This window comes from Kribbella orskensis (assembly GCF_004342085.1).
GTDB classification, from domain to species: Bacteria; Actinomycetota; Actinomycetes; order Propionibacteriales; family Kribbellaceae; genus Kribbella; species Kribbella orskensis.
In genome coordinates, this window is the sequence record NZ_SLWM01000007.1 from 106,120 (window position 1) to 118,533 (window position 12,414).

The following is a 12,414-nucleotide window of genomic DNA, read 5'->3' on the forward strand; positions in this document are numbered from 1 at the left end:
TCGCAGGCCGCCGGAACCTGCCCGGAAGTTATCCACAGGTTCCGGATCGGCCCGTTGCGCGGGGTCGAATCCTGACAGGATCTCAGGCATCAGACGTCAGCAAATGAAGGGGAAACGCGATGATGATGCGAGCGGGGCTCGTCCTGGCCGCGGGGTTGGTGCTCGTGGCCGGGTGCGGGGCATCAGGGCTGCAGACCGGCTCCGGGACGGTCGAGAAGAAGACCACCGAGGCGTTCCTGACCACGGTCGAGTCCGACTGGCACCAACGGGTCGACACCGAGCCGAACAAGAACCTCAGCCCGGACGGCCGCTGCTACTTCGTGACCGGTGCCGACGGCAATCAATCACTGGGGACCGTAGCGTGCGGCCCCCTCCGCCGCCTCGGTACTGCGGAGCGCCAGGTCTGGGACCTCGTCCGGATCACCACCACCGGTGGCGACGAGCCCGGCCTGGAAGTCCCTGAGAACGAGCCCTGGAAGCAGTCGCAGCTGCGCCCGGACAGCAGCTCCTTGTGGCGACCGGACGACAAGGTGACCGACGACAACGCCGACAGCCTGGCTGCTCCTCCAGCACCAGCGGCGACCCCGAGCCTGACCACCGTCACCGCGAAGAGTGAGACCTTGGAGCCGAAGCCTGTCTCGGACAAGCTCGTCCTGCCCGACGGCACCGTGACTCTCAAGGGACTCGCCACACCGGAGACCATCGGCAGTGGTGCGGAGGTGAAGGCACCGGCGTCGGGTGAGAAGTTCATCGCCGCGATCTTCAGCACGAGCCCGACCATCGACCCGCTGACGGACCGCCCAGGTTTCGACGCGAACGCGGCCGGGACAACCACCGCGACCAAGTGGACCGTAACGGTCGGCGGCGAGCAGCGCCCGGTCGACGTACTGCCGCGCGGCGACGCCTCCGCGATGACCGGCGACCAGATGCTGCTCGTCTCAGTCCCCAAGGACGTCCCTGACGTCCTGTTGACGGCAACCAGTGGCCCTGTCGTCCAGTCACTGTCGCTGACCACCGGCAAGCGGACCACCGACACGGCGGCCACCTACTACCGCTCCGGGACCCTCACCGACCTGAGCAAGTCCCTGCCGAACACGCCTGGCAACCAAGGCCGCGACTTCACCAGCACCTACTCGCTCGCCTTGCAGAAGGCTGTCCTGGCTCCCTGGGATCCCGCCCGCGGCTGGGCGCCGCAAGGCAAGGCGTGGGTCCGTGTGCAACTCGCCTCGACCCTCAAGTACGAGTCCATCCAGTACCAGATCGACTGGACCGCCCCGTTCCTGACGGCCACCGCAGACGGCCGGCCAGTCCCCGCCGCTCCCGGCAAGCCAGACTTCAACATCCTCACTCTCGAGGTCCCCGCCGACACCAAGGTCGTACAACTCACGGCCACCGCCCGCTTGAAGTTCGCCGCCAAGGGCTACGCCCTCAGCGCCACCCCCAAGTCCGGCACAGTCACCTACCCACCCCTCACCGCCACCGCCATCTTCCGCTGACCAGCGCAAGCGGCTCGGTCGGTGGAAATGCCGACCGGGCCGCGGGTCCTTCGTAGGTGGAGGTGCCGATCGAGCCTCGGGTCAGGTCGTTGGTGCTCCGTAGCGCAGTCCGTCGACCAGGAGGCGGACCAGACGGTCCGCACGTTCCTTCGAACCGGGTGAGCCGACGGACAGGCTGAATCCGCTCAGCGCACCGGCAACGTCGTCCACGGTGATGTCCGAGCGAAACAGCCCGGCCTCGATCCCAGCCTCGAGCATCGCCTCCAGCGCGGCGTACACCTTCACATGACTGAGCTGCACCGCAGTCGAGTCCGTGGCCACCACCACAGCCTTCACAGCCTGCGCCATTCCCGGCCGCCCGGAAACGTACCCGATGAAGCGCTGCATCCAACTGATCAACGCCTCATCCGGGGCCATCTCCCCCAGAAGCTCCTCAACCCCGTCACAAAGCGCCCCGATCTCCCGCACATAGGCCCCGGTGATCAAGGCCTCCCGAGTCGGAAAGTGCCGATACAGCGTCGCAATCCCCACCTTCGCTCGCCGAGCGACCTCATCCAGCGCGATATCCACCCCCCGCTCCGCAAACACCTCCACTGCCGCCGCCAAAACGGCTTCCCGCTTAGCCCGAGCATCAGCCCGCAACCTCCGCCCACCCACCGGATCGCTCGTGTCGCTCACACTCACCGGATCACTTGAGTCGCTCGTACTGCGGAGGTCTTCGGGGGTTCGGGGCATGGCGAGGGCTCCTCGGGGCAGGGGCGGACAGCATGGGTGTTGCTAAGTGGAGGAATCTTCCATATATTTGTGGAGGAATCTTCCAGTTAGGGAGAATACGCTCAGCGGGATGACGGACGGAAGTTGATGATGGCTGCGACGGTGTTGGTGACGGGTGGCACTGGGTATGTCGCGGGGTGGTGCATCGTGGCACTGCTCGAGCACGGGTATGACGTCCGGACCACGGTGCGGAGTCTTGCGAAGACGCAGGCTGTTCGTGCGGCGGTCGGGTCGGTCGTCGATCCGGGGGATCGGTTGAGCTTCGCCGTGGCGGACCTCACGGATGACGCCGGGTGGGACGAGGCCGTCCGCGGCGTCGAGTACGTGCTGCACGTCGCGTCCCCGCTCGGCGACGAGACCTCGCGTGACGCCGACGCGCTGATCATCCCTGCGCGCGAGGGCACCCTGCGGGTGCTCCGCGCCGCGACGACCGGAGGAGTGAAGCGGGTCGTGATGACCTCGGCGGCCAACGCCGCATCCCCCTCGTTGTACACCGCCGAAGGGGTCACCGACGAGACGCTGTGGACTGTCGACGACCCGTCGCTGCCGGCGTACAGGCGCTCTAAAACCCTTGCGGAGAAGGCAGCCTGGGACTTCATGGCCGACTACGACGGGCCGACCGAGTTGGCGACCATCCTCCCCGGCGCGGTGTTCGGCCCGATCCTCGCCGACGGCAACCTCGGCTCGGTCCGCATCATCGCCCGGATGATTCAGGGCGACCTGCCCGGCGCACCGCGAATCGGCCTGGAGGTGGTCGACGTCCGCGACCTCGCCGACCTGCATCTCCGCGCCATGACCGCGCCCGAGGCCGGCGGCGAACGATTCCTCGGCACCGGCGAGTTCGTCTGGATGCGGGAGATCGCCCAGACGCTCCACGACGGGTTGGGCGACGCCGGCAAGAAGGTCTCGACGCGGCAGATCCCCGACTTCCTCGTCCGCCTGACCTCCCTCTGGGACCGGTCGCTCCGCTCGATCACCATCTCCCTGGGCCGGCGCAACCGGCACACCACCGAGAAGGCGCGACGCATCCTCGGCTGGTCGCCGCGCCCAGCGGAAGAGACCGTCCTGGCCTGCGCGAACAGCCTCATCGCCCGCCACGCGATCTGACGCCGCCACGCGATCTGACGACAGCCACGAGACCGACCCATCACCTCGTCGGCCACCCAGCTCCCAGGACCCCGCCCGACCCCGAAGATCCAGTTAAGCATTGCTTGTAGCGTTTGCGACACATATCCTCCTGAATGAAATGGTCATTACAGGGAGGCGCGATGTCGACGGTCACCGTGAAGCCTGAAGAGGTCGGGATGTCCTCGGCCGGGCTGGAGAACGTCACCCGCCTGGTACGCCGGTACGTCGACCAGGGGCGGTACGCCGGGACGGTCAGCGTGGTCGCGCGGCGGGGCGAGGTGGTGCACTTCGAGGCCAACGGGTCGATGGACGTCGAGCGTGGTCATGCGATGCGCCCGGACACGATCTTCCGGATCTACTCGATGACCAAGCCGATCGTCAGCGTCGGGTTGATGCTCCTGTACGAGCAGGGCCTGTTCCAGCTCAACGACCCGGTGTCCGCCTATCTGCCAGAGCTGGCGAACCTGAAGGTCTTCGCCGGCGGCGACGCAGAAAGCTTCGAAGTACGCGAGCCTGCTCGGCCGATGACGGTCCGGGATCTGCTGATGCACACGTCCGGCCTCGCCGCGCTCAACGGGAAGAACCCGGTCGGCGAGCTCTACCGCCGAGCCGGCCTCACCGGCATGGACTCCACCGCCTCCCTGGCCGATCTACCTCGTCAGCTCGCCGAGCTCCCGCTGCAGGCCGATCCCGGCTCGCGCTGGATCTACGGCATCTCCACCGACCTGGTCGGCCTGCTCTGCGAGGTGATCAGCGGGCAACCACTCGACCAGTACCTCCAGGACCGCCTCTTCGACCCCCTCGGCATGATCGACACCGGCTTCTCGGTCCCCGAACCAAACATCCACCGCCTCGCCGCCGCCTACACGTACGCCGAACCCGGTAGGCAGCAGTCCCGCGCCTTCGTGCTGGCGGACGATCCCTGGACCAGTGCCTACACGAGGCCGCGGAGCTTTCTGTCGGGGGTTGCGGGGCTCGTGTCGACCGCGGGTGACTATCTGCGGTTCTGCCGGATGATGGCGGGCGGTGGCTCGGTGGACGGTGTCCGGGTGATGGGTCCGCGGACCTTGCGCTTCATGACCGCCAATCACCTGCCCGACGGCCGCGATCTTGCCTCGATGGCCGACTTCGGTGGCGAGACGCGTCGGGAGGGCCAGGGATTCGGGCTCGGCTTCGGCGTATTGCTGGACCAGACCGTGGCACAGACGATCGGCACCAAAGGCGAGTACTTCTGGGGCGGCGCGGCCTCGACCGCCTTCTGGGTGTCGCCGGCGGACGACCTGATCGCGATCTTCCTGACCCAACTCCGCCCCTCAGCCACGTACCCGATCCGCCGCGAACTCCGCGCGGCCGTCTACTCCTCCCTCACCGACTGAGTACGCCGTGGAGCAGGTGATCACTGACGACGGGTGCGCGCTCTGGAGTCGCGTCAGCGGGACGGGTTCGCCCGTGGTGCTCGTGCACGGCGGGCCTGGCTGGTGGGACGTCTTCGACAAACTCGCGGGGATGCTGGCCGACGACTTCACCGTCTACCAGTGGGACCAGCGGGGCGCCGGAAGATCGGATCGCCGCGGCCCCTACACGCTCGCGCGATTCGTGGCCGACCTCGAGACGATCCGCAACCACACCAGCCAGGAGAAAGTGCACCTGCTCGGCCATTCCTGGGGCGCCATCCTCGCCCTCGAATACGCCCAGGCGCACCCGGACCGAGTCGACTGCCTCCTCCTCGTCTCCAGCGTCGGCCTGGACGGACCACCTCCGTCGTACCGGCAGCGCGTTGCGGAGATCCTCGCGGCGGAGCCCTGCGAGGACGAGTGGCTGGCCCGGATCTCCACTGGATTCGCCAACCGCTCCACCGCACTCAGCCAGGCACGCCGGCTCAACACCCCCAGATTCGAGCCGAACAAGGAGTGCGCCGAGGCCCTCCTCGCCGAAGTACGGGCACTGCCCGACCGCATCACGCCCTGCGGCAACGTCACCTCGCAGACCCTGATCATTCACGGCGCCCACGACCTCCGACCGCCCGCCGGCACCGACTCCCTGCTAGCCGCCCTCCCGAACGCCCAGCGCGCCATCGTCCCCGACGCAGCCCACTACCCGTGGCTCGAAGACCCGGAGCACTTCCGACGACTCACCCGCGCCTTCCTACTCCGACAGGCGGCCTACGACGCAACGGCGGTTGAGTAGAGGACCGTGCCGGATTCGACGAACGCCTCCGGCGCGAGCCCGCTCAACTCCCTCTCGGCAGCCACCAAGCACTCTGCACGCCGATCCGCCGGCAGCAGGTCGATCCGCCGAGCCATCGCCCCGATCACCTGCGAGTGAGCCAGAAACTCGGCAGCAGTCGGCTGGTGGTGAAATCGCTCGACCGTGATCTCGACAGACACGAATCCCGCGTCCTGCAAGGCGATCCGGAGCTCTACCGGGTCGGAGGTGGTGTCGTTCGACGGCATCTGCGGCGAGGGATCAGGCGGCGCCCGAAAATCGTTGATCACCCGCACCCACACGTCGTACGCCGGATGCGGGTCGTGCCCGGACCAGGTGACCGCCGCGAAGGAACCACCCGCCACCAGCGTCCGGCGTACCTCGGCAAGGGCCGCAGGGAGATCGGGGACGTGGAAGAGGACGAACGGCATCACCACGGCGTCGAGGACTCCGGCGCGGAACGGCAAAGCCTGCGCGTCGGCGACCACCCGAGCGAACTGAGCCGGCGCCTGCCTGAGCATCGCCTCGGTCAGATCAGCCCCGATCACCTCAGCCTGTGGCGCGAGTTCGGCGAGATGCGACAGCAGACGCCCCGGACCACAACCCACCTCGGCCACCCGCCGCGCTTCCCCGAGCGACAGCCGATCCGCCACGGCCCGAGCGTGCACCGCGAGCACGTCGGCCCACTTCCCGTCGTACGTCGTTGCGACGCGGCTGTAGTTGTCCCGGATCGCAGCCGTACTCATGCCGGTCAGAAGTAGTACGGCGTGACGGTCTGGAAGAACTCGACCAGGCGGGCCTTGACCACGTCGCGATGGGGAACCTCGGCGCGCGGGTTGTCATCGTCCAGGTGTACGCCGTGGTCGAGCATCAGGTAGACGACGCGCAGGGTGCGGAGGGTGTTCGACAGCTCCGCGGGAATGCCGTCGGGATACCCGCCGGCGCGCCCCGCGGCGGCGGCCCGGATCGCGGGATCGAGCCAGGCGGTCGCTTCCTCCTCGGCCAGATCAGAGCGAGTCAGCGCGACAGAGAGGGCATACCCCAGCCGGTCGTCCTCCAGATCCCGGAAGACGTGCTCAGTGGGCGTCAGGAGCCGCCCGATGCCCAGCCGGAGCATCTCCACCGGCTCGACGGCAGACATCCGCGCCAGGGCCGCCAGCAGGTCACCCCCGTGCGCCACGGCGTGCAACCAGCCCAGTTTGGGGTCGAACCCGCGCAGGTCCTCCTCGGCGACGTACCAGCGCTCGAAGGGCGGCACCCAGTTCGGCTCGAAGACCCCGGCGGACACGATCGAGTCCAGGATCAACGGCGCGAAAGTCCGGGCCTGGATCTCATCGTCGGCGAAGCGGGCGACCATCTCGTCGCCGAGCGAGCGCAACTGGTCGGAGCTGAGCACGCCGGTGCCGATCCAGGTGGCCAGCGTCGCGTACGCCTGGCCGTCTCGGACCAGCGGATCGGGCGACCGGAGCAGCACCGAGAGTTCGGCGATGAGATCGCTGAGCGGACGATCGGTCGGTACGGCGAAGCCGTCGGCGCGGACCCGCGCCCAGTCGGTCATGCGCGGCAGGCTAACAAAGAGAACGGCCCGTGGGACATCTGAGAAAACCAGATGTTCCACGGGCCGTAGCGGCCAGGACCCCTCAGCCCGGCCGGACCCAGCACCGCCGAGCCGCAAGGCGACCCGGCGGCCGTTCGTCAGGCGTCGCGCTTGCTGGCGGTGATCAGGGCGATCACCAGGATGCCGATGCTCCAGGCCGCGAAGTACGCCAGTGCCCACCACGGTGACAGCGCGGTGCTGGCGCCGGCGGCGTCGGCACCGGCCAGGCCCATGTCCTGGCCACCGTTGAGGAACTGGTTCGCGTTGGTGAACGGCGTCCACTTCTGCAGGTCGTCGCCGATCTTCGGGATCAGCGGCAGCAGGCTCTCGACCAGCAGCGGCCACAGGATCAGGATCGCGATCGCACCGGCGCTCTGCCGGATCAGGATTCCGACCGCGACCGCGAAGATCGCGGCCAAGCCGTAGACCAGGCCCTGACCGAACATCAGCCGCCACTCGGCCGCGGTGTCGATCTTCATGTCCGCGCCGCTGGCAAGCAGGCTGCCGACCACCCAGGAGCCCCAGGAGGCGACCAGGCCGACGACAGCGGCCAGCGTGGCGACCACGATGGTCTTGTTGAGCAGCAGGGCCACACGCTGCGGAACGGCCTGGAAGCTGGTCCGGATGGTGCCGAACCGGTACTCGGTGGTGACGGCCAGCGCGGCCATCACCATGATGACCATCTGCCCGAGGCCGACACCGAACTGCGTCATGGCCGGGGTCACCCGCAACTCGTCCGGTCCGGACGCGAAACCGGTAGCCAGTGCGGCCAGACCGATCGACAGCACGGCGGCGACGATCATGCACCACCACGGCGACCGGGTGGAGAAGAGTTTGATGCGCTCGACGGTGATCAGCGACATGTCAGTTGTCCTCCTTCGGCCCGGCGGCCACCTCGACGCCGGAGACCGGCGGAACCGCGGTGACGTCCGTGACCGCGGCGATCTCGTCGTGTGCGTGGTAGTCGACCGAGTCACCGGTCATCTGCATGAAGGCGGCCTCCAGCGAGCCGCGCTGCAGCGTCAGTTCGTGCAGCACGATGCCCTCCGCGGCGGCGGTCTCACCGATCTTGTCGGTGGTCACTTCACCCTCGACGAACAGCACCTTGCCCTGGTCCTCGACGTCCTCGATCCGGGTCACCAGGCTCTGCTGCTGCAGGATGCCCTGCAACTGGTCGAGCTGCGGGCTGCGGACCTTGACAGTGGTGCCGCTGGCGCGGTCGACGAACTCGGTGGTCGAGCTCTGCGCGATCAGCTTGCCGCGCCCGATCACGATCAGTTCCTCGGCGGTCAGCGCCATCTCCGAGAGCAGGTGGCTGGAGACCAGCACGGTCCGGCCTTCGCCGGCCAGCCGGTGCATGAAGGTCCGGATCCAGACGATGCCCTCGGGGTCGAGACCGTTCACCGGCTCGTCGAAGAGCAGGATCTCCGGGTCGCCGAGCACGGCGCCGGCGATGCCCAGCCGCTGCGACATGCCGAGCGAGTAGGCACCCGCGCGCTTGTTCGCGACGGAGGTCAGGCCGACCATCTCGAGCGCCTTGTCGACGCTGTCCTTGGGAAGCTTGTTGGAGGCTGCCATCCAGGCCAGGTGAGCGCGGGCCGAGCGGTTCGGATGCACCCACTTGGCGTCCAGCAGGGCGCCGATCTTGGTCAGGGGCTGGCGCAGGTCGCGGTAGTGCTGGCCGTCGATCCGGACGTCGCCGGCGGTCGGGGTGTCGAGCCCCAGGATCATCCGCATCGTGGTCGACTTGCCGGCCCCGTTCGGGCCCAGGAAGCCGGTCACCTTGCCGGGTTTGACCTCGAAGGACAGGTTGTCAACGGCAACGGTTGCGCCGTATCGCTTGGTGAGGCCTTTTGCCTCGATCATCGCCGTACTCCTCGTTCGGTGGCGCGCCAGTATGTCCTCGGGCGGCTGTGTCTACCTCAGTATCAAGGTCGGTCCGGGTCAAAGCATCGAACCCGGGGCGGATCCGCAGTGTCCACCTGTGGATGGATTCTGCCGTCCGTGGCCGAGCAGATGCCATCGGTTAACTCCCTGACCCGTCCCCCACGATCCCTCACCCGCGGGACGGGTACATCCGACCAAAGTCGACGACCGATCGACGAAAGGCCACGCCCATCACCTTGTCCGAACAAGACGAGGGACCCGCCGGAGTGATCCGGCGGGCCCATCGCTTCAACCGTTCAAGCAGTCGTTCGATCCTGGCCATCAGGCCTTGGGTCGATCAGGCTGCGGCGTTCACCTCGGCCGGGGTGTCGGAGATGACCGACTCCCGGCGCTTGGAGACCACCACGGCCACGACGATGATCAGCAGCGCCGCGACCGCGATGATGATCCGCAGCGGCGTGTTGGTGTCCTCGCCGATGCTGGACATGCCCACGACGGCCGGTGCGATCAGCACGGAGACCAGGTTCATCACCTTGATCAACGGGTTGATGGCCGGACCGGCGGTGTCCTTGAACGGGTCGCCGACGGTGTCACCGATGATGGTGGCCTCGTGCGCCGGCGAACCCTTGCCGCCGTGGTTGCCGTCCTCGACCAGCTTCTTCGCGTTGTCCCAGGCGCCACCGGAGTTGGCCAGGAAGACGGCCATCAGGGTGCCGGTGGCGATCGCGCCGGCCAGGTAGCCGGCCAGCGCCGAGGCGCCCAGACCGAAGCCGACCGCGATCGGGGCCGCGAGCGCGAGCAGACCGGGGGTGGCCAGCTCACGCAGCGAGTCGCGGGTGCAGATGTCGACGACCTTGCCGTACTCCGGCTTGCCGGTGCCGTCCATGATCCCGGGGATGTCGCGGAACTGGCGACGCACCTCGTAGACGACCGCACCGGCGGCGCGGCCGACGGCGTTGATCGCGAGCCCGGAGAACATGAACACGACGGCCGCACCGATGATCAGGCCGACCAGGGTGGACGGGTCGAAGACGAGCGCGTCCGCGTTGAACGCGGCGTCGCCGGCGTCGTTCAGCACCGAGTAGATCGAGTCGGTGTAGGACCCGAACAGCGCGGTCGCCGCGAGCACCGCGGTGGCGATCGCGATGCCCTTGGTGATGGCCTTGGTGGTGTTGCCGACGGCGTCCAGCTCGGTCAGGATCTGGGCCGCTTCGCCGTCCACGTCGCCGGACATCTCGGCGATGCCCTGCGCGTTGTCGGAGACCGGGCCGAACGTGTCCATCGCGACGATGACGCCGACGGTGGTGAGCAGACCACAACCGGCCAGCGCGATCGCGAACAGCGCGACCACACCGGAACCACCGACCAGGAAGGCGCCGTACACGGCGGCGGCGATCACCAGCGCGGTGTACACGGCGGACTCGAAGCCGACCGAGATACCCGACAGGATCACGGTCGCGGCGCCGGTCAGCGAGGTCTTGCCAACATCCTGGACCGGCTTGTCCTCGGTACCGGTGAAGTAGCCGGTCAGCGCCAGGATGATCGCTGCCAGCACGATGCCGATGATCACCGAGACGGTGGCGATGACGCGGGGGTCACCGTCGTTGGCGGCGATCGCTTCGGTGGCGCCCGTCAGGTCGCCGAAGTTGGCCGGCAGGTAGACGAAGGCGGCGACCGTACAGAGCACCGCAGAGATCAGCGCCGAGATGTAGAAGGACCGGTTGATCGTGCGCAGGCCGTTCTCGCCGGCCCGCGGCTTGGTCAGGTAGACACCGATCACCGCGGTGACGGCGCCGATGGCCGGCACGATCAGCGGGAAGATCAGGCCCTGCTCACCGAAGGCGGCCTTGCCCAGGATCAGCGAGGCGACCAGCATGACGGCGTACGACTCGAACAGGTCCGCGGCCATACCGGCGCAGTCACCGACGTTGTCGCCCACGTTGTCGGCGATGGTCGCCGCGTTGCGAGGGTCGTCCTCGGGGATGTTCTGCTCGACCTTGCCGACCAGGTCGGCGCCGACGTCGGCGGCCTTGGTGAAGATACCGCCGCCGACCCGCATGAACATGGCGAGCATGGCGGCACCGAAGCCGAAGCCTTCGAGCACGGTCGGGGCGTCACCCTTGAAGAGCAGCACCACCAGGGCGGCACCGAAGAGGCCGAGCCCCACGGTGAACATCCCGACGGTCCCACCGGTCCGGAACGCCACCCGCATGGCGGGTTCGCGGCCCTCGTCCCGCGCGGCGGCGGCGACCCGGACGTTGGCCCGGGTCGCGAGCCACATGCCCAGGTAGCCGATGGTGGCGGAGAAGCCCGCGCCGACCAGGAAGAAGACCGAGCGGAAGATCTTCAGCGTGGTCTCGTTGCCGTCGCCGTGCACCGGCAACAGGAACAGCAGCAGGAAAGCCACCACGGCGAAGACCGACAGTGTCTTGAACTGCCGGGACAAATAGGCCGCGGCGCCTTCCTGAACCGCCAAAGCGATGGTCTTCATGTTCTCGGTGCCATCGTTCGCGGCAAGCACCTGACCGCGGAACACCATCGCGATGGCGACCGCGAAGATCGCGATCACTCCGACGATGATGACCAGCGTGGTGTTGCTCGACGAAAGATCCACCGCTTGTACAGCAAGCAGCGCGGACATCCGTCCTCCTTGTTGGCAACCCTCAGGGCTGAACGGCCCCCGTACTGCCGCATCCGTAGGGTTGAGAATTACGACACAGCGCCAATGGCCTGACGCGGTGGGTCACTCTAACGGGTATCCGACCAGACCTGACGACAGGGTGGTCTACGCCATACCCACGTCAGACGGCAAACCTGGCACCGGATTCGTTCTCCATCCCGTCACCCCGCTCACCGTCGGTGATCATCAGGACACCTTTTCGCTCCGCCTCAGATCGCCGAGGCGACGTCGGGGTGGATCTCGAAAACCTTTGTCAGACCGGTGATCCGGAAGATCTTGAGCAGCCGTTCCTGGGTACAGACCAGCGACAGTGAGCCGTCGTGGGTCCGCACCCGTTTGAGTCCGCCGACCAGCACACCGAGCGCGGTGGAATCCAGGAACTCCACCCTTTCAAGGTCCACGACGAGGTGGTACTGCCCCGCGTCGACCAACGAGACGATGGTCTCGCGGAGCTTCGGTGCGGTGTAGACGTCGATCTCCCCACCCACCTCGACGACGGTGCGCCCACCCTCCGTGCGCGTCGTCAGCGACAGATCCACTTCGGCCTCCGATCCCGTGAACTGTTGCATTCAACCATGTACGGACCGTGAGAAAGGGCCGTGTGCGAAAACTCTTTCATTCCGGCTCTCCCCACGTCGACCCACCTG

The 12,414-nt window shown here is 67.6% G+C and carries 11 protein-coding genes; 4 read left to right on the forward strand and 7 right to left on the reverse strand.

From position 1 onward, the window contains the following. Nucleotides 1-119 precede the first annotated feature (119 nt). Nucleotides 120-1,496 (forward strand): hypothetical protein, encoded by a 1,377-nt coding sequence (locus tag EV644_RS20735; RefSeq protein ID WP_132190331.1) that lies wholly within the window; start codon nucleotides 120-122, stop codon nucleotides 1,494-1,496. Between the two features lie 81 nt (nucleotides 1,497-1,577). Here EV644_RS20735 and EV644_RS20740 read toward each other — a convergent pair whose 3' ends face one another. Then, a complete protein-coding gene (locus tag EV644_RS20740; protein ID WP_199239930.1) occupies nucleotides 1,578-2,180 on the reverse strand; it encodes a TetR/AcrR family transcriptional regulator in 603 nt (200 codons plus the stop codon). Nucleotides 2,181-2,357: 177 nt separating this feature from the next. Here EV644_RS20740 and EV644_RS20745 point away from each other — a divergent pair, with 177 nt between their 5' ends. From EV644_RS20745 to EV644_RS20755, 3 genes are all read left to right on the forward strand, one after another. Beyond that, entirely contained in the window at nucleotides 2,358-3,377 is a 1,020-nt protein-coding gene (locus EV644_RS20745; protein ID WP_199239931.1) for an NAD-dependent epimerase/dehydratase family protein, read from the forward strand. Nucleotides 3,378-3,538: 161 nt separating this feature from the next. Further along, nucleotides 3,539-4,774 (forward strand): serine hydrolase domain-containing protein, encoded by a 1,236-nt coding sequence (locus EV644_RS20750; protein WP_132190333.1) that lies wholly within the window; start codon nucleotides 3,539-3,541, stop codon nucleotides 4,772-4,774. Nucleotides 4,775-4,790: 16 nt separating this feature from the next. Then, a complete protein-coding gene (locus EV644_RS20755; RefSeq protein WP_158292893.1) occupies nucleotides 4,791-5,585 on the forward strand; it encodes an alpha/beta fold hydrolase in 795 nt (264 codons plus the stop codon). Here EV644_RS20755 and EV644_RS20760 read toward each other — a convergent pair. The 6 genes from EV644_RS20760 to EV644_RS20785 all read right to left on the reverse strand — a co-directional run bounded on the left by EV644_RS20760 (nucleotide 5,561) and on the right by EV644_RS20785 (nucleotide 12,336). Continuing rightward, on the reverse strand, nucleotides 5,561-6,349 hold the full coding sequence (locus tag EV644_RS20760; protein WP_132190335.1) for a class I SAM-dependent methyltransferase: 789 nt from the start codon (nucleotides 6,347-6,349) through the stop codon (nucleotides 5,561-5,563). The genes EV644_RS20755 and EV644_RS20760 overlap by 25 nt on opposite strands. A gap of 5 nt (nucleotides 6,350-6,354) precedes the next feature. Beyond that, on the reverse strand, nucleotides 6,355-7,161 hold the full coding sequence (locus tag EV644_RS20765) for a DUF2785 domain-containing protein (protein WP_132190336.1): 807 nt from the start codon (nucleotides 7,159-7,161) through the stop codon (nucleotides 6,355-6,357). Between the two features lie 137 nt (nucleotides 7,162-7,298). After that, nucleotides 7,299-8,063, reverse strand: a complete 765-nt coding sequence (locus tag EV644_RS20770; protein WP_132190337.1) for an ABC transporter permease — start codon at nucleotides 8,061-8,063, stop codon at nucleotides 7,299-7,301. A 1-nt stretch (nucleotide 8,064) separates the two neighbouring features. Next, nucleotides 8,065-9,066, reverse strand: a complete 1,002-nt coding sequence (locus EV644_RS20775) for an ABC transporter ATP-binding protein (protein ID WP_132190338.1) — start codon at nucleotides 9,064-9,066, stop codon at nucleotides 8,065-8,067. A gap of 358 nt (nucleotides 9,067-9,424) precedes the next feature. Beyond that, nucleotides 9,425-11,728, reverse strand: coding sequence for a sodium-translocating pyrophosphatase (locus EV644_RS20780; RefSeq protein WP_132190339.1), 2,304 nt, complete (start codon nucleotides 11,726-11,728; stop codon nucleotides 9,425-9,427). A gap of 248 nt (nucleotides 11,729-11,976) precedes the next feature. Further along, the gene (locus EV644_RS20785; RefSeq protein ID WP_439649178.1) at nucleotides 11,977-12,336 is read right to left on the reverse strand and encodes an STAS domain-containing protein; all 360 of its coding nucleotides are present in this window, start codon (nucleotides 12,334-12,336) and stop codon (nucleotides 11,977-11,979) included. Between the last annotated feature and the right edge of the window lie 78 nt (nucleotides 12,337-12,414).